Raw genomic sequence first — 19,406 nt, 5'->3', positions numbered from 1 at the left:
CTCCAGACGGGCGGCGGGGCGACGACCGGGGCCGACGCCGGTGTGCGGTTCCGGCGGCACCGTGGTGCGGCTTTCAGGATGCTGCACGGCGGCCGGGGCCGCCACGCGTACCCGTCGGGGGGAGGGCGTCGTACCGTCCTGCCGTCGGGAACCGGTCAGGGTTCCTCGGAGTGGGGGCCGGTGCCGCTCGGGGGCCTGCTGGTGGAGAGCCAGGACCGGGCCGGGCCGGCGGTGCGAGTGGTGTCGACGGTGAGGTGGAGGCGGACGCCTCCGTCCGGAGCGGGGTAGCTGCGCTGCTCGCCGCCTGCGAAGCAGTGGCGGAGGACCTCCGCCACCGCGCGGGCGGCGTCCGGGGTGGCGGCGACGACGCGCACCTCGGCGTGTCCGGGGGCCGGCAGGGCTTCGGGGTCGTTGTGCTCCACGGCGGGCACCGTCCTTTCGCCCGGGACGCGTCCGCGAGCGCCCGGAGCGGGCCTGGCGCGCTTCCCGGTACGTCCACCGTACGTCCCCGGTGGTGCCGACCTCCTGCGTCGACGGAGCGGCGCACGCGCGGAACCCCCGGAGTACGGTGAAGGAAACGAGGCCCCGCACCGCCGGTCCGCACCCGTCGCGGTCACACCCCGGGCGGCAGCGACCTCCTGCAGACAGGCGGACCGGTCATGACCGACGCAGGCACTTCCCCCACGTCCCCGCTCCTCCTGCCCGACGAGGTCCACCGTGCCGTCCGGCCGGGCACCGCCCTGCTCCGCCTGGAGACGACGCGGTCCCGGCAGGGCCTCCTCGACGGCGCGTGGTGGCCGCGCACGCGCGACGTCGAACGGGAGTTCCCGCCCTTGGTCACCGCCCTGACCGAGCACCTCGGCCCCCTCACCCGGGTCGGCCTGGACGCCTCCGCCTGGAACGGCATCCCGACCCGTCTGACCGTCGACGGCCGGGTCGTCCACTTCGACTCCTTCCCCGTCGGCGACGACACCGTCCTCATCACCCGTGGCGACGAGGACCACTTCGCGCTGATGGTGGTGCCGCCGGACACCGAGCCCGAGGCCGCGCGCACGGCCATGGCCCGTGCGGTCCGTGCCGACAACGTGGCGCGGGCCGCCGAGATCCTCGTCGCCGTCCTTCCCTCCCCGACGACCGGGCCCGAGGAACCGTCATGACCCGGACCGCGAAAGGAGACCGGGCCCTGTGCTCCTGCCGCTCCGCCTGCCGTCACGCGGCCCGGTGACGGTTGGAGGGGCCCGGGTGAGGGCGAGACCCCGGGCCGCCCGACCCGGGGCTTCGTACGAGAGCGGACGAGGGCGCGCGACCGGTGCGCGTGCCCGTCGGCCCGGCCACGCGTCGCGCTCGGTCCGGGGGGCCGGCGGTGGGGAGAGGGCCTCAGTGCGCCGGGCGCCGGCGGTGCAGTACCGACCTCACGGCGAGGTAGAGGGCACCCACGACGAGGAGGAGCGTGCCGATGGATGCCAGGTACAGCATCCCGTCGACGGCCGCGCCGATGACGATCAGCGTGATCGCGGCGATCAGCAGGAGAATGAGGAGGACCATGGTGTGCCTCGGTTCGTGGACGCGGGAACCTCGCGGCGGCGGTCGTCACAACGGCCCCGGCGCATTCACTACGCCAGGGCCGCCCTTCCGGATCGCCGCACGTGAGAGTGCTCGATCCTGGTTCCATTGCATGACTTCGGGTGGGTTGGTGACGAAAGGTGGAGCGGGCCGCCGGGCGGGTCGTCCCGGGTGCTGGATGCACCGCCCGCGGCCTTCGGCCGGAGGAGTGGTTCGAGGGTCAGGACCGGATGCCCGTGCGTCTGCGGCCGGGCGCCTGTCCCGACAAACCGCGGGTGCTGTGACCCGGTGGCCGGGCGACGGCCGGGAAGGGATCGCCGAAGCGGTGGGCCGCGATGCGCGCGTCGTGCTGGGCGTTGAGCCGGTGGATCAGGAACAGGCCGAGCACGATCAGGGCGGCTCCCGCCGCGAGCGTGATCAGGATCTCCACGTCGTCACCTCCGCACGTTTCCCGGCAAGGAGATCATCCGTGCCCCGACGACCGGGTGCCGGAGGACCGGCGGGGCGGCCCCGCCATCGGTCTCCCAGGAGTCCTCGCGGCTTCGGGCGTCCCGTGCGCCGCGGCCGGCCGCGGCTTCGCCGGACAGCAGTGCGCCGGCGGTGAGGACGCCGCCGGGGACGGTGGCGGCGGCCATGAGCCGGGCTGCCGCGGCGGGTTCGGTCCCGGGCGGGATCACCAGCAGGTCGCAGCGGCCGACGGCGTAGGAGAGCAGGATCATCTTGTCGGGGTCCTGTTCGGTGAACCAGCCCACGTGCACGGTGTGCCCGGTGGCGGGGACCTTGTGGGGGACGACGGGCCAGCGGGCGGGGTTCACCGTGACGCGCGTGATGCGCCCGAAGCGGTCCCGCACCGCGTCGACCAGCGACGGAAGCTCGACTGCCAGATCGCGTGAGCGGGGCCACCAGGCGCCGTCCAACAAGGCGGGGGTGGTCCCCGGCGTCAGGGCCAGACGTGCCGGGAGCGGCGGAGCGATGGTGCTCATGATCGCGGACCCATTCCTGGGCCGCTCCGCGGAGCGGCCCAGTGTCTTGATCGCCGGAAACGACGTCCGCATGGCGGCGGATGTGCGAGTTACTTCCGGTAATCCCAGCCTACTGCGCCCCGCGGCCGGACGAGTGGTTCCCGGCGAAAGGGTTTCCGCCGGGCGGTTCCCAGGCGTCCGCCCCGACCCGGCCGGTCGGCCCGACGCGCTTCGACGGCGGGGAGCCGCCTGCGGGGCCGGAGCTCGTCAAGCGGAGTGCCGCGGGGTGGGGTTCCGGGATCTCCTCCGGGCGGGCTCCTACGATGTGCACATGGTCGCCCGCGATCCCCGACGGACCGGTTCGGGACCGGAGGAGGCGGTGTCCCCAGATGGCGCCGAAGCCGGCAGTGGCCCTTCCGCACCGGCGGCCGTGGGGCACGGGCCGGCCGGTCCCGCCCCCGGACCACGTCACGACGGTGCCGCCGAGGGCGCCCGTCCCGCCGCCGGTCCGGCCGAACTGGCCGCCGAGCTTGCGGAACAGGCCAAGCCGAGGCTGCGCGGCTGGCTCCACGCCGGCATGGTCCCCGTGTCGCTGGTGGCGGGCATCGTCCTCATCTGCCGTGCGGGGGAGCCGCGGGCCGTGCTGGCCTGCACCGTGTACTCCGCCACGGCCTGGCTGTTGTTCGGGACCAGTGCCGTCTACCACCTCGGCACCTGGGGGCCGCCCGGCGAGGCCGTTCTGCGTCGCCTCGACCACGCCAACATCTTCCTGATCATCGCCGGCACGTGCACCCCGCTCGCCGTCCTCCTGCTCTCTCCCGACCAGTGGTCCGTCCTGTTGTGGACCGTGTGGACGGGCGCGCTGGCCGGCATCACCTTCCGCGTCCTGTGGGTCGGGGCTCCCCGTTGGCTGTACACCCCCTGCTACCTGGCCCTGGGTTGGGCACCCGTGGGGTACCTGCCCGACTTCCTGCGGGGTGGCGGGGCGGCCGTGGTCTCCCTGATCGTGACCGGCGGCCTTCTCTACAGCGCGGGCGCGGTCGTCTACGCCCTCCGGCGCCCCGATCCCTCGCCCCGCTGGTTCGGCTTCCACGAGGTCTTCCACGCGCTGACCGTGGCAGCCTTCGCCGCCCACTGCGCAGCCGTCTTCCTCGCCGTCCAACGGTCATGACGCTCCGTCGGGAGCCTGATCTCGCCCGTGGGCCCCGGTGTCGGAGCGTCCCGTCGGCGTACGAGGGCGACGACCGGGCGCACGGACGGCCGGGGGCGGACCTCGCGCGGGCACGCGGGCTCGAGGCGTCCTGTCCGGGGCCCGGATCGCGAGGGGTGGGGGAGCGGTGGCCGGCCTCGACGGGGCGACGCGGGCGGTCCGCGAGAAGGCCGCAGGACGGACGCCACGGAGAGCGTGTGGCGCACGCGTGGTGCGCGGCTCCTGGACGGACTCGGACAGCGAAGAAGCCCCGGGCCAGTGGTCCGGGGCTTCACACAAGAGCGGATGACGGGAATCGAACCCGCGCCACGAGCTTGGGAATCACTCGGCACTTGGATGGACCAAGGGCATCTGACCTGTGGGAATACTGGTTCGGTGAAAAATCGGGTGCGACCGGTTACCGCAGTGGTGTGGGGTACGGGGGATATGACGATCGTTTTGAACGAGCCCGGCGTCGACGAGCTGACCGGGGCCGTGGACGCGCTCCGCGCATGGCAGGACGACCGGACGCCGCTGCAGCTCCACCCGGGGGACCTCGGCTGGGCCTGGGCCCTGGGCGCGGAGAAGCTGGCGGGTGCCGTACGCACCTGGAGCGCGGACGGGCGGATCATTGCCGTCGGTTACCTGGACGGCCCCGATGTGCTGCGACTTACGACCGCGCCGGACCTGCGACAGAACGAGGCCCTGGCACGTCAGCTGCTGGCGGACCTCGATGATCCGGAGCGCAGGGTCCTGCCACCCGGGAAAGTCGGTCTTGAGGTCCCCGACGGAGCCCTGCTCCGCGAGGTACTCCTGGAGGCGGGCTGGAACCTGGACGAGCCGTGGACGCCGCTGCGCCGCGACCTCTCCAAGCCGGTGGAGGACTCTGGGCTGCGTATCGAGGTGGCCGGTCCGCAGACGGCGGCAACGCGGACCGCGGTGCACCGCTCGGCGTTCGGCAGCCCGGTGTTCACCGAGGAGGTCTGGCACGTCCTGGCGGCCGGGCCGGTGTACGCCGATGCCCGCTGCCTGATCGGCTACGACGACCAGGACAACGCGGTGGCCGCCGCGACGGTCTGGTCGGCCGGACCAGGAAGGCCAGGTCTTCTGGAGCCGATGGGTGTCCACGCCGACCATCGCGGTCGCGGCCACGGGACGGCGATCAGCGTCGCCGCTGCGGCGATGCTGCGCGAGATGGGTGCTTCCAGCGCGCTCGTCGCCGCCGAGAGCTCGAACGTCGGCGCCGTCGCCACGTACAAGGCGGCCGGATACGATCCGTCGCCCGAACGGCTGGACGTCGTCAGGCCCGCCTGAAAGCAGGCTGCGGCCCCGGGTCAGGGCCGCGTCGCTGACCTGGCCGGAGCCGAACGCTCTTTGGGGACATGGGTCTCCGCGACAGCGACAGAGCCCGACACGGCAACACCGCCCCCCGTGTCGGCCGTCCTCGCCGTCCTGGTCGTGGGTGGGAACCTGCCCTCCGCCGGGTGGGCGGGCATCGCACGCGTCATCGCGTGCCCATGAGAAAGCCCCAGGTCGCTGACCTGGGGCTTTGCCGTGGAGCGGATGACGGGAATCGAACCCGCGCTACAAGCTTGGGAATCACCCGGCGTTCGAGGGCCTGCATAGCCTCTGACCTGCCGAGAAGATGGTCGGGAGCGATGTAGGAGTGGACTCGTCGGCCCCTCTGGTGACCGCTGTTTACTGCTCCTACTGGCACGTTGTGGCACGGGCTTCCGTCAGGGGGCCAGAGGAGGTGTCGCGCTTCTCCGGTGGGTGACGCCGGGCCTTCCAACGTCGGCGGGCCCAGTCGCCGGTTTCGCCGATGGCAGCCATCAGTGCGGCGGACGCGGCGCTTGCCGACTGCTCCGGTTCCGTCGTCCTCGGCACCGTGGAGCTTCTCCGGTCTGCGGCGGGCCGGGCCGTGGGGGATCCGCTCGCCACCGGACCCGGGGCTTCGGTGGCCGTCGCCGTCTTCACGGTGACCGCACAGGCGCGAGCGGTTCGAGCGGGGAGGCCGAATGTCTGACGGCCCGCCGCGTCTCACCCTGCCGACGGCTTCGGCCTCCGTACGTCGACGTACGGTCTGGCACCAGGCACGGGGTGCCTCCGCGGCCCTTCTGGGCCTCGTGGTGATCCTGCTCGCGGGGGCGATTCTCCTGGGCGTGGTGCCGGAGCTGATCGACGACGAGCGGGCGTATGCCGCGGCCTCTCCGTGCCCCGCTTCCACAGGCGGGGCCGAGGACTGCCTCCGTGAGGTGACGGCGACCGTCGTGAGAACGGTGATCAGGGACGAGGCTGAGTACGACGAATTCTCAGTGCGCCTCAGGGGCCTGGGGGAGGCCTCGGGCGACGTCGACACGGGCGCGCCCGGTCCCCTGCTCAAGGACCTGCGGCCGGGTGACGCCGTGACCTTCACGCTGTGGCAGGACTACGTGGTCGCGGTGGCCAAGGACGGCCGGTCCCAGGAGACGGCCGACACCCCCTGGGTGAGCCGCAGCTCGCGACCGCGGTGGGGCCGGCCCTGCTACCGGCCGGCGTCTTCACCGCCTGCGCCGGAGGGCGGGTGCTCACCCGGGCGCGCCGCTACGGGCGACGAGGGCTGCCCCGGCTCCTCGTGGTCCATGGCAAGGCGGCGTTCGGTGCGATGCTGTGCGCTGTGCCGGCCATGGTCGTGGGGGAGACCTCACCGGCGTCCCGCTTCAGATGGTCGCCTGGCTCGTTCTGCTGCCCGCGGTCTGGTGGTTCGTGCGCCGACGTGAGCTTCGGGGCCGGGGTCGACATGCCGCTCCGGCACTCCAGGACCGGTGAGCGCCGACTGACGGACGGTCGCGTCTCCCGGAACGCCGAAGCGGCCCGGTCACAGGAGGAGCAGCACCGCCACACCCCACAGCGCCGACACCACCACGAGTGGCGGTCCGACCGGCATGCCCTGCCGTCCCGCCGGTGCCTCTTCCAGCGGCCGTAGTTCCGGGTGGAGCAGCAGCGCCCGCAGCTCCTCGACGGTGCGCACCGCATGTGGCTCGCGGCCCAGGTGGCGCTCCAGCCATGCCCAGCCGGTGGGGGACAGCTCGACGGAGGAGTCCTCGGCCCGGCCGATCCGGATGCCGTCGTCGGAGTGGCGCACGGACGTGATCACGTTCCACGGGACCCGCCTTACGCGCCACGCCCCGGTCACCCACAGCCCGTCACGGTCGGCGGTGATCCGCCAGGTGAGCGCCGTCGCCACGACCGTCACCAGCCACGGCAGACCCACGACGAGCCACAGCCAGTGCCACGACGGTCCGTCCTCGAGCGCGGCCCAGATGCCGCCGCCCTGCACCAGCAGCAGGCCGAGACCCACGGCGCGCGACAAGCCGTGAGCCGTCCACGTGCGCGGGCCCGCCGAGGGCGTCATGCCGGCGGCGATCTCGTCGCGGGGCCGCTGCGGGTTCTCTCGCTCGTGGCGCCGCTGCCCGTGCCCCGTCGACCTCGGGCCGACCGGCTTCACCGCGGTGACACTGCACTGCACCGACACTTCGACGTCGTCTTCGTCGTCGAACGCGACGAAGGCGACTTCGGCGCCGGCGTGGGGGACGCCGTACAGAACGGCCTCCCGCAGCGGCGGGGGAGGATCCTCGCCCTTGAGGATCTCCGTGATCCTGTCGAGTTCAACGACGGCTGCGTCGCCGCCGTCCTCGTCCTCCTTTTCTTCCTCTTCTTCCTCGAAGGCGTACAGCGAATGGAAGTGCAGGATCGGCCGAAGGCCCTCCGGGTCGTCGGCCGCGAACACCCAGGTGCGGCCGTCGTCGTGCCCCTCGCGCACCAGCACGTGCAGCACCGGCAGCGGTTCGCGCCGCAGCCGCTGCGAACGCCTCCGTCCGTCCACGCCGTTGGCGAGGAACGCCAGCCCTGCGACGGAGCCGGCCACCGCCAGCAGCTCCCAGCCGATGGCGTCGTACGGCTCCGCGACCAGCGCCGCCCAGTCGCCGTCCACGACGATGTCGGCCCGGCTGCCCACGGGGAAGTCCTCGGGGTAGGCCGTCTCGAAGCGATGGGTACGCCCGTCGGCCTCCACTGTGACGATGTCGATGTCGTCGTCCTGCTCCAGGGCCGTGACCCGCCCGGACAGGCGCGTGGCTCCCGCGGCCCGCTCCTCGTACGCGTCGACGACCTGCTGCACCTGCCAGCAGCCGAACCCGGCGACGCCCAGCAGCAGGGCGGCCAGGACGAAGGAGAGCCGACCCCGGCGGAACGTCCGCGCGGCGGCGGGCAGTGGTTGCGCGACCGGCCCGGCCGCCTCCAGGGCCCGCGCCCGCTGCCGCCCGGCGGCGGCGAGTCGATGGATGAGCCCGGCGGTGGTGAACGCGACGGCCATCAGGAACGCGAGCGCGGACGGTTCGCCGAGCGCCGACGTGAAGCCGCCCTCCACGGCGAACCCCGTCAGCGTGGCCGCGAGCCCCGCGAGCGCGAGCCGCGGCTGCCGCCACACCCAGTACAGGGTCAGCAGCGACACGACGGCCATCCCGAGGCCCAGCCAGTCGGTGCCGCACGGGGCGGTGGACGTGCAGGGGGCGACGGGAGCCTCCGCGATGTCCCACGCCAGCGAGGCGACCAGCGCCGGCAGCGTCCACAGAGGGTGCGCCCACCGGGCGGGCGCGGCAGCGAGCCAACGCTCGGCGTTCGGAGTCCGCCACTCGGCGGTGCCGGGCGGTATGTGCTCGGCGGGCAACGGCACGGGAGGTCTGCTCACCCGCGCATTATGACCACGTGCGATGTACCGGACGGCTGGCGGGACTGCAGGAGGCCGGACACGAGCCGTGGTGTCCGGCCTCCTACCGCTTTCTCAGTCGGCCGACGGCTTGAGACGTGGGGTAGCACACCGCGCTCCATCGGTCGGGGGCATCCGCCGGCGACCAGCCATAGACGGCGCTCGGCCTTTCGCGGCCAAACGAAACGACCTCTTGCGGCGCCTGCACGGCACGCGAGCGCGGAGAGGTCTGGGCAACAACGAGCCCCAGGTCGCCGACCTGGGGCTTTGCAGTGGAGCGGATGACGGGAATCGAACCCGCGCTACAAGCTTGGGAATCACCGATGCCCAGCCGGGTAATCAAGCGCCTGACCTGCGGAAATGTGCTCTGCTGTGACGCTTCACGCTGCCCCGCCGACACCTGTCCTGACCGCTGTTCACCGCTCCGAAGGGCACGGCTGGGGCACGGTTCCACGAGGGTTGGACACCGGTGCATCGCGTTTCCACGCAGCAGGGCGCTGGGTGGGGTGATGACCCCGCTGTGCCCGACGATCCACTCCGCGTCCTACGGGTCCGTGACGGACCACGCGGAGCCGAGGGACGTGTTGCGGCGACCGCACGAACAGCTGCGGGCGTTCTGGCGAACGCCTGCTCCCGAAGCCGTGTGACACCCCGCCGCATGCCCCCGTACGCGACGTACGGTGTCCCGTGATCGTTCCCGTCTCGCGAAAGGCGCAGCACATGTCAGAGAGCGGCACGCCCGTGGAGATCGTCTCGGATCCGGTCGGTCGGATCGTCGGAGGCCGGGCCGAGGTCCGGGACGACGAATGGGGCGAGGTGTCGGCGGTGATCCGGCTGGACGAGCGGTTCGAGCCCGACGCGCTCGCGGGCCTGGACTCCTTCTCGCACGTGGAGGTCGTCTACCACTTCGACCGGGTACCAGTGGAGAAGGTGGAGACAGGGGCCCGGCACCCACGCGGCAACACCGACTGGCCGCTGGTCGGCATCTTCGCCCAGCGCGGCAAGAACCGCCCCAACCGTCTCGGGGTCTCCCGCTGCCGCCTGCTGCGAGTCGACGGACTCGACGTCCATGTGCAGGGCCTGGACGCGGTCGACGGCACCCCCGTACTCGACATCAAGCCGTACATGGCCGAGTTCGGCCCCCGCGGCACCACCAGCCAGCCCGAGTGGGCCACCGAGATCATGCGTGAGTACTACTGATCCCCTTGTGTCGGCGTCCTGACGACTCCGGCGCCGGTGAACCCCCCACTTGCTCCACGACGAAGCCCCAGGTCTCTGACCTGGGGCTTCGTTCACGAGCGGATGACGGGAATCGAACCCGCGCTATAAGCTTGGGAAGCTCATGTTCTACCATTAAACTACATCCGCGCAGCGGCCCGATGATCTCTGCCGCATCGTTGCACACTGTACCCCATGTGCCACCCGAGGCGAAGTCGTCGTCCCTCCGGTGCGTGTGCGGAGTGCCGTCCCGGGGAGGGGCCCGCGGTCGCCTAAGGTGGCTGTCTCGTCCACCGTATGTGTAGGGGAAGGGACTTGATGGGTTCCGTGGAGCGCACCGTCGTCCGTTGTGCCGAGGGGCACGTGTTCAGTACCGCCTCGTTCCCGCTCCAGCAGCTCGGGGCCGGGCGGATCGGGCCCGGGCGGCTCATCCGGTGTCCGCGGTGCGCGCGGCTGCGGCACGCGGTACCGGTGGAGCTCGAACGGCGCTGAGCCGGGAGCGCCTGGGCGCGGACCCTGCCGATTGGGGCAGGTCCGCGCCCCCTGCGTATCGTGGGGGCGTGCTTCTCTCAGACAAGGACATCCGGGCCGAGATCGATGCCGGACGGGTGCGCATCGACCCGTACGACGAATCCATGGTGCAGCCCTCGAGCATCGACGTGAGGCTTGACCGCTTCTTCCGGGTGTTCGAGAACCACCGCTACCCGCACATCGACCCCGCCATCGAGCAGCTGGACCTGACGCGCGAGGTCGAGCCGGAGGGCGACGAGGCGTTCATCCTGCACCCGGGCGAGTTCGTCCTCGCCTCCACCTACGAGGTCATCACCCTCCCGGACGACATCGCGTCCCGCCTGGAGGGGAAGAGCTCCCTGGGGCGCCTCGGGCTCGTGACCCACTCCACCGCCGGGTTCATCGACCCCGGCTTCTCCGGGCACGTCACCCTGGAGCTGTCGAACCTCGCCACCCTGCCGATCAAGCTCTGGCCGGGGATGAAGATCGGCCAGCTGTGCATGTTCCGGCTGAGCTCGCCCGCCGAGTTCCCGTACGGGAGCGAGCGGTACGGCTCGCGGTACCAGGGCCAGCGGGGGCCGACGGCCTCCCGCTCCTTCATGAACTTCCATCGGACCCAGGTGTGAGGCGGTCGCAGCCATGAGTGAAGTACGCGAGAACCTGACGTACGAGGGGTTCGGCCTCGCCGTCCGCGAGCTGGCGCAGACCATCGCCGACGACGGCTACGAGCCCGACGTCGTCCTCTCCATCGCCCGCGGCGGCGTCTTCGTCGCCGGCGGCCTGGCCTACGCCCTGGACTGCAAGAACATCCACCTGGTGAACGTGGAGTTCTACACCGGCGTGGGGACCACGTTGGAGATGCCCGTCATGCTGGCGCCCGTCCCCAACGCGATCGACTTCAGCGACAAGAAGGTGCTCATCGCCGACGACGTCGCCGACACCGGCAAGACCCTCAAGCTCGTCCACGACTTCTGCGTCGACCACGTCGCCGAGGTCCGCTCGGCCGTCATCTACGAGAAGTCCCACTCCCTCGTGAAGTGCGAGTACGTGTGGAAGAAGACCGACGAGTGGATCAATTTTCCCTGGAGCGTCGAACCGCCCGTCGTTCGTCGTGAGGGTCAGGTCCTCGACGCCTGAGCCCCCGGATCACGAGGAAGGCCCCCGCCGGGACGTCGGCGGGGGCCTTCCTCGTACAGCCGCTACGGCTCCTACAGCGTGCCCAGCTTGATCAGGCTCAGCAGCGCCACCAGCTGGATCGCCGACGCGCCCAGGGCCTTCGGCCACGGGAGGTCGTGGGAGCGGCTCACCATCACCGTGAAGAGGGCGCCCGCCGCCAGCCAGGTCAGCCAGCCGATGACCTGCACCAGGCCGTTCTCGCCGCCCAGGAAGAGGGCGAAGACCAGGCGGGGCGCGTCCGTGATCGACATGATCAGCATCGACAGGCCGACCGTGGGCTGCCAGGCGCCGTCGCCGCCCAGCTGGCGGGCCAGGGTGTGGGTGACCGCGCCCAGGATCAGTCCGCCGACGACGAAGCCGAGGGCGGTCATCAGGACGTACGGGACCGCCGTCGACAGGGTCGCGTCGATCGCCTCTTCGCGGGCCGTGTCGAAGCCGAAGATCGCCAGCAGGCCGTAGAGGAAGGTGACGATCAGGGCCGGGCCCCAGACGGCGTGGTCCCGCATCCGCAGGAACGTGTCCGCGGGGCGCAGCACGATGCCGCTCAGGAGGGCCTTCCAGTGCAGCCGGGGGCCCGTCGGGACGGGCGCCGCGCCGGCGTGGTGGTCCGTGGCCGGGCCGTAGGGGTCGTCCACGCTGAACATCTGCGTGTGGCCCGGGTTGTTCGCCGTGACCGCGTGCGGGTGCTGCTGCCCGTACGGGTCGCCGAAGTACTCCGGCTCGCCGTAGGGCCGCTGTCCGCCCTGAGGGGCGCCCTGCTGCCCGTACGGCGGCTGCCCCTGGCCCTGCTGGGGCCACTGCTGCCGTGCGGGGGGCGGCGGGGCCGCGTCGTACCCGTACGGCGCCTGCTGCGGTTGTCCTTGCGGGGGGCGGTTGTCCCGGCCGCGTCCGTTCCTGAATCCAGCCACGTCAATGAACGTACCCGCTTCCGCCGCCGGGGCGCTCCTTTGCGGCTGACCTGTGACATCCCCTAAGGGACGGTACGTACGGGAACGGCCGCCCCGCGCGGTGCAGTGCGGGGCGGCCGTTCTCCTGAACAGGTGCTTGCTTACGCGGCGGGCTCCGGCTCCGGCTCCGACTCCTCCGCCGGCTCCGGGTCGACCGGGGTCTTCACCGAGTCCAGGAGGAGCTGGGCGACGTCCACGACCGTGACGGACTCCTTGGCCTTGCCGTCGTTCTTCTTGCCGTTGACCGAGTCGGTCAGCATGACGAGGCAGAACGGGCAGGCGGTGGAGACGATGTCGGGGTCGAGGGACAGGGCCTCCTCGACGCGCTCGTTGTTGATGCGCTTGCCGATCCGCTCCTCCATCCACATCCGGGCGCCGCCGGCGCCGCAGCAGAAGCCGCGCTCCTTGTGGCGGTGCATCTCCTGCTGGCGCAGGCCGGGGACGGCGGACATGATCTCGCGCGGGGGCGTGTAGACCTTGTTGTGGCGGCCCAGGTAGCAGGGGTCGTGGTAGGTGATCAGGCCCTCGACCGGGGTCACCGGGATCAGCTTGCCCTCGTCGATGAGGTGCTGGAGCAGCTGGGTGTGGTGGATGACCTCGTAGTCGCCGCCGAGCTGCGGGTACTCGTTGGCGATGGTGTTGAAGCAGTGCGGGCAGGTCGAGACGATCTTCTTGGCCGACTTCGGCTTCTTCGTCGTCTCGTCCTCGTCGTCCTCGCCGAACGCCATGTTCAGCATGGCGACGTTCTCGGCGCCGAGCTGCTGGAACAGCGGCTCGTTGCCCAGGCGGCGGGGCGAGTCACCGGTGCACTTCTCCTCGCCGCCCATGATCGCGAACTTGACGCCCGCGATGTGGAGGAGTTCGGCGAAGGCCTTCGTCGTCTTCTTGGCGCGGTCTTCCAGGGCGCCGGCGCAGCCGACCCAGTACAGGTAGTCGACCTCGGTGAGGTCCTCGACGTCCTTGCCGACGATCGGGACCTCGAAGTCGACCTCCTTGGTCCACTCGACGCGCTGCTTCTTCGCCAGGCCCCAGGGGTTGCCCTTCTTCTCCAGGTTCTTGAGCATCGTGCCCGCCTCGGACGGGAACGCGGACTCGATCATCACCTGGTAGCGGCGCATGTCCACGATGTGGTCGACGTGCTCGATGTCGACCGGGCACTGCTCGACGCAGGCGCCGCAGGTGGTGCAGGACCACAGGACGTCCGGGTCGATGACGCCGTTCTCCTCGACCGTGCCGATCAGCGGGCGCTCGGCCTCGGCCAGGGCGGACGCGGGGACGTCCTTCAGCTGCTCCTCGGTGGCCTTCTCGTCGCCCTCCATGGTCTTGCCGCCGCCCGCGAGCAGGTAGGGCGCCTTGGCGTGCGCGTGGTCGCGCAGCGACATGATCAGGAGCTTGGGGGAGAGGGGCTTGCCGGTGTTCCAGGCGGGGCACTGCGACTGGCAGCGGCCGCACTCGGTGCAGGTGGAGAAGTCCAGGAGGCCCTTCCAGGAGAACTGCTCGACCTGGGAGACGCCGAAGACGGCGTCCTCGGCCGGGTCCTCCCAGTCGATCTCCTTGCCGGCGGTGGTCATCGGCTGGAGGGCGCCGAGCGCGGTGGAGCCGTCGGCCTTGCGCTTGAACCAGATGTTGGGGAAGGCCAGGAAGCGGTGCCAGGCCACGCCCATGTTGGTGTTGAGCGACACCGTGATCATCCAGATCATGGTGGTGCTCAGCTTGATCATGGCGGTGAAGTAGATGAGCGTCTGGAGCGTGCCGATGCTCAGGCCCTTGAAGGCCAGGACGAGCGGGTACGAGGCGAAGTACGCGGCCTCGTAGTGCTCGACGTGGTGGATCGCGCCCTCCAGGCCGCGCAGCACGTAGATCGCCAGGCCGATGGTGAGGATGACGTACTCGACGAAGTACGCCTGGCCCGCCTTGGAGCCGGCGAAGCGCGACTTGCGGCCGAGTCGGGAAGGCAGGCTCAGCAGCCGGATGGCCATCAGCGTGGCGATGCCGAGGATCGTCATCGTGCCGATGAACTCGATGTACAGCTCGTACGGCAGGAAGCCGCCGATCACCGGCAGCGTCCAGTCGGCCTGGAACAGCTGGCCGTACGCGGTGACGATCGTCGGCGGCAGGGTCAGGAAGCCGACCGCGACGAACCAGTGGGCGAAGCCGACGATGCCCCAGCGGTTCATGCGCGTGTGGCCGAGGAACTCCCTGACCAGGGTCACGCTGCGCTGGTACGGGTTGTCGGTCCGGGTCCCGGCCGGGACGGGCTGGCCGAGCTTGAAGTACCGGACGAACTGGCCGATGGCACGAGCCAGCAGGGCAACGCCGACCACGGTCAGCGTCAGCGACACAATGATCGCGGCGAGTTGCATGACGGGCTCCTCGAGCGGGCCCGCTCAGTGCCTGAGCTGAGCCTACTAAGCGGTAACTTATTTAGTCCGTGCTGAGATTACCCGCTCCGGGCCCGCTGATGCAGGGGCCCTCGCGGTGATCTGTGTCGCTCAGGCAACCCTTCCCGGGGTCCGGGCGACCCTTGCCGGAGCTCAGGCGACGCGCGCCGGGCGACCCGCCGCACGGCGTCTGCGCACTGCTGGAAGCGTACGCGCCAGGACGAGCAGGTCCGTCCCCAGCCAGTGGTGGTCCACATAGTGGAGGTCGAGCAGCTCCCGCTCCTCCCACGGCAGGTCCGAGCGGCCGCTGATCTGCCACGGTCCGGTGAGCCCCGGCCGTACGGAGAGCCGGCGGCGCCCCTCGCCCGCGCACTCCCGGTGGCCCGGGGTCAGCGGACACGGTCCGACCAGGGACATCCGGCCCGTGACGACGTGCAGCAGCAGGGGCAGCGCGGCCAGCGGGCTCCTGGTGCGGAAGGTCAGCATCGTGAAGGGCCGCCCCTCCAGACCCGCCACCGTCCGGCGGCGCAGCACCCCGCGGCCGGGGGCCGCCGAGCCGAGCGCGATCGAGAGGGCGACGACGGCGAGCAGGGGAAAGAGGACGACGAGGAGGACGAGCCCGCCCAGAACGTCGAAGCCCCGCTTGGCCACCGCGCCCCCGCGAACCGCCGCGCCTCCGCCGAGCCCCGTACCTCCGCCGGCTCCCACGCCCGCGTCGGCCCCCGCGTCTCCACCGACCGCCATTCCCCCACATCCTTCCGCGTGAGAATCATGGGATATTCGTGGAATATGCCCGCTTTGCCCGGGAAGGGGCACCCGGACTCTCTCACGGGTCCCCCTCCCGGGAGGGGGAATGACGCGCTTCTCCACCCCTCCGGACCGGATCTTTGAGTGAACCGGAAGGCGAAGAGTTGAGTCGCTTCGACTCAGGTCTGTTGACTCGGTCCCGGGAGTCGTGCATCCTTGAGCCAGTACCACTCAAGTCAGTCAGCTGGAGGAATCGAAATGGCACGTGCGGTCGGCATCGACCTGGGCACGACTAACTCCGTCGTCAGCGTTCTGGAAGGCGGCGAGCCCACCGTCATCACCAACGCCGAGGGCGCCAGGACCACGCCGTCCGTCGTCGCCTTCGCGAAGAACGGCGAGGTGCTCGTCGGCGAGGTGGCCAAGCGCCAGGCCGTCACCAACGTCGACAGGACCATCCGGTCGGTCAAGCGCCACATGGGCACCGACTGGAAGATCGAGATCGACGGCAAGAACTTCAACCCGCAGCAGATGAGCGCCTTCATCCTGCAGAAGCTGAAGCGCGACGCCGAGGCCTACCTGGGCGAGAAGGTCGTCGACGCGGTCATCACCGTCCCGGCGTACTTCAACGACTCCGAGCGCCAGGCCACCAAGGAGGCCGGTGAGATCGCGGGCCTCAACGTCCTGCGCATCGTCAACGAGCCGACCGCGGCCGCCCTGGCCTACGGCCTGGACAAGGACGACCAGACGATCCTCGTCTTCGACCTCGGTGGCGGCACCTTCGACGTGTCCCTCCTGGAGATCGGCGACGGCGTCGTCGAGGTGAAGGCCACCAACGGTGACAACCACCTCGGTGGCGACGACTGGGACCAGCGCGTCGTCGACTACCTGGTGACCCAGTTCCAGAACGGCCACGGCGTGGACCTGGCCAAGGACAAGATGGCCCTCCAGCGTCTGCGCGAGGCGGCCGAGAAGGCGAAGATCGAGCTCTCGTCCTCGACCGAGACCACGATCAACCTGCCCTACATCACGGCCTCCGCCGAGGGCCCGCTGCACCTGGACGAGAAGCTCACGCGCGCCCAGTTCCAGCAGCTGACCTCGGACCTCCTGGAGCGCTGCAAGGTCCCGTTCCACAACGTCATCAAGGACGCGGGCATCGCCCTCTCCGAGATCGACCACGTCGTCCTCGTCGGCGGCTCGACCCGCATGCCGGCCGTCGCCGAGCTGGTCAAGGAGCTGACCGGCGGCCGCGAGGCCAACAAGGGCGTGAACCCGGACGAGGTCGTCGCCATCGGCGCCGCCCTCCAGGCCGGTGTCCTCAAGGGCGAGGTCAAGGACGTCCTGCTCCTCGACGTCACCCCGCTGTCCCTCGGCATCGAGACCAAGGGCGGCATCATGACCAAGCTCATCGAGCGCAACACCACGATCCCGACCAAGCGGTCCGAGATCTTCACGACGGCCGAGGACAACCAGCCGTCCGTGCAGATCCAGGTCTACCAGGGCGAGCGCGAGATCGCGGCGTACAACAAGAAGCTCGGCATGTTCGAGCTGACCGGCCTCCCGCCGGCCCCGCGCGGCGTCCCGCAGATCGAGGTCGCCTTCGACATCGACGCCAACGGCATCATGCACGTGACCGCGAAGGACCTGGGCACGGGCAAGGAGCAGAAGATGACCGTCACCGGCGGCTCCTCGCTGCCGAAGGACGAGGTCGACCGGATGCGCCAGGAGGCCGAGCAGTACGCGGAGGAGGACCACCGCCGCCGCGAGGCCGCCGAGTCCCGCAACCAGGGCGAGCAGCTCGTCTACCAGACGGAGAAGTTCCTCAAGGACAACGAGGACAAGGTCCCCGGCGACGTCAAGTCCGAGGTCGAGGGCGCTCTCGCCGAGCTGAAGGAAAAGCTCAAGGGCGAGGACACCGCCGAGATCCGCACCGCCACCGAGAAGGTCGCGGCCGTCTCGCAGAAGCTGGGCCAGGCGCTCTACGCCGACGCCCAGGGCGCCCAGGCGGCCGGCGGCGACGCCGGTGCCGGCCAGGCGAAGGCGGACGACGACGTCGTCGACGCCGAGATCGTGGACGACGAGCCCAAGAAGGGTGGCCAGGCGTGACCGAGGAGACCCCGGGTTTCGAGGAGAAGCCCGACGTCCCCTCCGGCGCCACCCCTGACGACGCCGCCGAGGCCGTCGAGAACTCCGCCCAGGAGGACGCGACGGCCCCGGCCGGGGACGCAAGCAACCAGAAGCCGGCCTCCGACGCGGGCCTCACGGCCCAGCTGGACCAGGTGCGCTCCGCGCTCGACGAGCGCACCGCGGACCTCCAGCGGCTCCAGGCCGAGTACCAGAACTACCGTCGCCGCGTGGAGCGGGACCGGGTCACGGTCAAGGAGATCGCCGTCGCGAGCCTCCTGTCCGAGCTCCTTCCCGTGCTCGACGACGTCGGCCGGGCCCGGGACCACGGCGAGCTCGTGGGCGGGTTCAAGTCGGTGGCCGAATCGCTGGAGACCGTCGTCGCCAAGATGGGTCTGCAGCAGTTCGGCAAGGAGGGCGAGCCCTTCGACCCGACGATCCACGAGGCCCTGATGCACTCGTACGCGCCGGACGTCACCGAGACGACCTGCGTGGCGATCCTGCAGCCCGGGTATCGGATCGGCGAGCGGACCATCCGGCCCGCCCGCGTGGCCGTCGCCGAGCCCCAGCCGGGCGCGGCCCCGGCCAAGGACGAGAAGAAGTCGGCCGACGAGGAGAGCGGTGCCCCCGACGAGGGGTGACGCAACGATCGTCCGGAAGGAGGGACGTCGATGAGCACGAAGGACTTCGTCGAGAAGGACTACTACAAGGTCCTCGGCGTCCCCAAGGACGCCACCGAGGCCGAGATCAAGAAGGCGTACCGGAAGCTCGCCCGCGAGAACCACCCGGACGCCAACAAGGGCGACACCAAGGCCGAGGAGCGCTTCAAGGAGATCTCCGAGGCGAACGACGTCCTCGGCGACCCCAAGCGGCGCAAGGAGTACGACGAGGCCCGCGCGCTCTTCGGGAACGGCGGCCTCCGGGCCGGCGGTCCCGGCGGCGGCTCGTTCAACTTCGACCTGGGCGACCTCTTCGGGGGCGCCCAGGGCGGGGCCGGCGGCTTCGGCGGCGGCGGTGGCGGCATCGGGGACGTCTTCGGCGGCCTGTTCAACCGCGGCGGGGGCGGCGCCCGCAACCAGCCGCGGCGCGGTCAGGACGTCGAGTCCGAGGTGACGCTCAGCTTCACCGAGGCCATCGAGGGCGCGACCGTACCGCTGCGGATGTCCAGCCAGCAGCCGTGCACGGCGTGTTCGGGCACCGGCGACAAGAACGGCACCCCCCGGGTGTGCCCGACCTGCGTCGGCACCGGGCAGGTCTCGCGCGGCAGCGGCGGCGGCTTCTCGCTCACCGACCCCTGCGTGGACTGCAAGGGGCGCGGCCTCATCGCCGAGACCCCCTGCGACGTCTGCAAGGGAAGCGGCCGGGCCAAGTCCTCGCGCACCATGCAGGTCCGCATCCCGGCCGGCGTGAGCGACAACCAGAAGATCCGGCTGCGCGGCAAGGGAGCGCCGGGCGAGCGCGGCGGGCCCAACGGCGACCTGTACGTCGTGGTGCGCGTCGACGCCCACCCGGTCTTCGGCCGCAAGGACGACAACCTCACCGTCACGGTGCCGGTCTCCTTCACGGAGGCGGCGCTCGGCGGCGAGGTCAAGGTGCCGACCCTCGGCGGCCCCGCGGTCACCCTCAAGCTGCCCGCGGGCACGCCGAACGGCCGCACCATGCGCGCCCGGGGCAAGGGCGCGGTCCGCAAGGACGGGACGCGCGGAGACCTCCTCGTCACGGTCGAGGTCGCCGTGCCGAAGGAACTGGACGACAAGGCACGCGAGGCCCTGGAGACCTACCGCGAGGCGACCGCCTCCGAGGACCCGCGGGCCGAGCTGTTCCAGGCCGCGAAGGGAGCGTGAC

17 protein-coding genes and 1 tRNA gene are annotated in these 19,406 nt (G+C 71.1%); 9 read left to right on the top strand and 9 right to left on the bottom strand.

The annotated features are described in order from the left end of the window. Positions 1 to 155 precede the first annotated feature (155 nt). Entirely contained in the window at positions 156 to 422 is a 267-nt protein-coding gene (locus CP977_RS16685; RefSeq protein WP_062754037.1) for a hypothetical protein, read from the bottom strand. A 237-nt stretch (positions 423 to 659) separates the two neighbouring features. Between CP977_RS16685 and CP977_RS16680 the strand changes: the two genes are divergently transcribed. Beyond that, positions 660 to 1,157, top strand: a complete 498-nt coding sequence (locus tag CP977_RS16680; RefSeq protein WP_062754039.1) for a DUF5994 family protein — start codon at positions 660 to 662, stop codon at positions 1,155 to 1,157. Between the two features lie 220 nt (positions 1,158 to 1,377). Here the strand turns inward: CP977_RS16680 and CP977_RS34105 are convergent, their stop codons facing one another. The 3 genes from CP977_RS34105 to CP977_RS16670 all read right to left on the bottom strand — a co-directional run bounded on the left by CP977_RS34105 (position 1,378) and on the right by CP977_RS16670 (position 2,546). Then, positions 1,378 to 1,545, bottom strand: a complete 168-nt coding sequence (locus CP977_RS34105) for a hypothetical protein (RefSeq protein WP_167308916.1) — start codon at positions 1,543 to 1,545, stop codon at positions 1,378 to 1,380. A gap of 238 nt (positions 1,546 to 1,783) precedes the next feature. Continuing rightward, positions 1,784 to 1,993 carry a hypothetical protein gene (locus tag CP977_RS16675; protein WP_152370374.1) on the bottom strand — a complete coding sequence of 70 codons (210 nt, stop codon included), beginning with the start codon at positions 1,991 to 1,993 and terminating at the stop codon, positions 1,784 to 1,786. A gap of 4 nt (positions 1,994 to 1,997) precedes the next feature. Next, positions 1,998 to 2,546, bottom strand: a complete 549-nt coding sequence (locus tag CP977_RS16670) for a DUF5994 family protein (RefSeq protein ID WP_152370373.1) — start codon at positions 2,544 to 2,546, stop codon at positions 1,998 to 2,000. Positions 2,547 to 2,904: 358 nt separating this feature from the next. On the opposite strand from CP977_RS16670, the gene trhA reads away from it, so the two are divergent. Both trhA and CP977_RS16660 read left to right on the top strand, forming a co-directional pair. After that, on the top strand, positions 2,905 to 3,696 hold the full coding sequence (gene trhA, locus CP977_RS16665; RefSeq protein WP_244412631.1) for a PAQR family membrane homeostasis protein TrhA: 792 nt from the start codon (positions 2,905 to 2,907) through the stop codon (positions 3,694 to 3,696). A gap of 465 nt (positions 3,697 to 4,161) precedes the next feature. Continuing rightward, on the top strand, positions 4,162 to 5,028 hold the full coding sequence (locus tag CP977_RS16660) for a GNAT family N-acetyltransferase (RefSeq protein ID WP_152370372.1): 867 nt from the start codon (positions 4,162 to 4,164) through the stop codon (positions 5,026 to 5,028). 1,543 nt (positions 5,029 to 6,571) lie between these two features. On the opposite strand, the gene CP977_RS16655 is transcribed toward CP977_RS16660, so the two are convergent. Then, positions 6,572 to 8,443 (bottom strand): hypothetical protein, encoded by a 1,872-nt coding sequence (locus tag CP977_RS16655; protein ID WP_229991605.1) that lies wholly within the window; start codon positions 8,441 to 8,443, stop codon positions 6,572 to 6,574. 738 nt (positions 8,444 to 9,181) lie between these two features. Between CP977_RS16655 and CP977_RS16650 the strand changes: the two genes are divergently transcribed. After that, a complete protein-coding gene (locus CP977_RS16650; RefSeq protein ID WP_152370371.1) occupies positions 9,182 to 9,661 on the top strand; it encodes an SAM-dependent methyltransferase in 480 nt (159 codons plus the stop codon). 97 nt (positions 9,662 to 9,758) lie between these two features. Here CP977_RS16650 and CP977_RS16645 read toward each other — a convergent pair. Continuing rightward, positions 9,759 to 9,829: transfer RNA gene (locus tag CP977_RS16645), tRNA-Gly, on the bottom strand. Positions 9,830 to 10,239: 410 nt separating this feature from the next. Here CP977_RS16645 and dcd point away from each other — a divergent pair. Beyond that, a complete protein-coding gene (dcd, locus tag CP977_RS16640; RefSeq protein WP_062754053.1) occupies positions 10,240 to 10,815 on the top strand; it encodes a dCTP deaminase in 576 nt (191 codons plus the stop codon). Between the two features lie 13 nt (positions 10,816 to 10,828). Beyond that, positions 10,829 to 11,326 carry a phosphoribosyltransferase gene (locus CP977_RS16635; protein WP_062754055.1) on the top strand — a complete coding sequence of 166 codons (498 nt, stop codon included), beginning with the start codon at positions 10,829 to 10,831 and terminating at the stop codon, positions 11,324 to 11,326. A 71-nt stretch (positions 11,327 to 11,397) separates the two neighbouring features. Here CP977_RS16635 and CP977_RS16630 read toward each other — a convergent pair whose 3' ends face one another. The 3 genes from CP977_RS16630 to CP977_RS16620 all read right to left on the bottom strand — a co-directional run bounded on the left by CP977_RS16630 (position 11,398) and on the right by CP977_RS16620 (position 15,437). Beyond that, positions 11,398 to 12,273 carry a Yip1 family protein gene (locus CP977_RS16630; RefSeq protein WP_152370370.1) on the bottom strand — a complete coding sequence of 292 codons (876 nt, stop codon included), beginning with the start codon at positions 12,271 to 12,273 and terminating at the stop codon, positions 11,398 to 11,400. A 140-nt stretch (positions 12,274 to 12,413) separates the two neighbouring features. Beyond that, positions 12,414 to 14,675, bottom strand: a complete 2,262-nt coding sequence (locus CP977_RS16625) for a (Fe-S)-binding protein (protein ID WP_152370369.1) — start codon at positions 14,673 to 14,675, stop codon at positions 12,414 to 12,416. A 171-nt stretch (positions 14,676 to 14,846) separates the two neighbouring features. Then, positions 14,847 to 15,437: a sugar transferase gene (locus tag CP977_RS16620; RefSeq protein ID WP_152370368.1), complete on the bottom strand. Its 591-nt coding sequence runs from the start codon at positions 15,435 to 15,437 to the stop codon at positions 14,847 to 14,849. Positions 15,438 to 15,698: 261 nt separating this feature from the next. Here CP977_RS16620 and dnaK point away from each other — a divergent pair, with 261 nt between their 5' ends. The 3 genes from dnaK to dnaJ are packed head-to-tail and all read left to right on the top strand — an operon-like array spanning position 15,699 to position 19,405. After that, on the top strand, positions 15,699 to 17,543 hold the full coding sequence (gene dnaK, locus CP977_RS16615; RefSeq protein ID WP_062754063.1) for a molecular chaperone DnaK: 1,845 nt from the start codon (positions 15,699 to 15,701) through the stop codon (positions 17,541 to 17,543). Continuing rightward, positions 17,540 to 18,202 carry a nucleotide exchange factor GrpE gene (gene grpE / locus CP977_RS16610; protein ID WP_062754065.1) on the top strand — a complete coding sequence of 221 codons (663 nt, stop codon included), beginning with the start codon at positions 17,540 to 17,542 and terminating at the stop codon, positions 18,200 to 18,202. Before dnaK ends, grpE begins: the two co-directional genes overlap by 4 nt. Positions 18,203 to 18,232: 30 nt before the next feature. Then, a complete protein-coding gene (gene dnaJ / locus CP977_RS16605; RefSeq protein WP_062754067.1) occupies positions 18,233 to 19,405 on the top strand; it encodes a molecular chaperone DnaJ in 1,173 nt (390 codons plus the stop codon). Position 19,406: the final 1 nt, after the last annotated feature.

Source organism: Streptomyces cinereoruber (assembly GCF_009299385.1).
In the GTDB taxonomy this organism is placed as follows: domain Bacteria; phylum Actinomycetota; class Actinomycetes; order Streptomycetales; family Streptomycetaceae; genus Streptomyces; species Streptomyces bikiniensis.
Note: the sequence above shows the minus strand (reverse complement) of the source record. Positions and strands in the feature narration are given on the sequence as shown.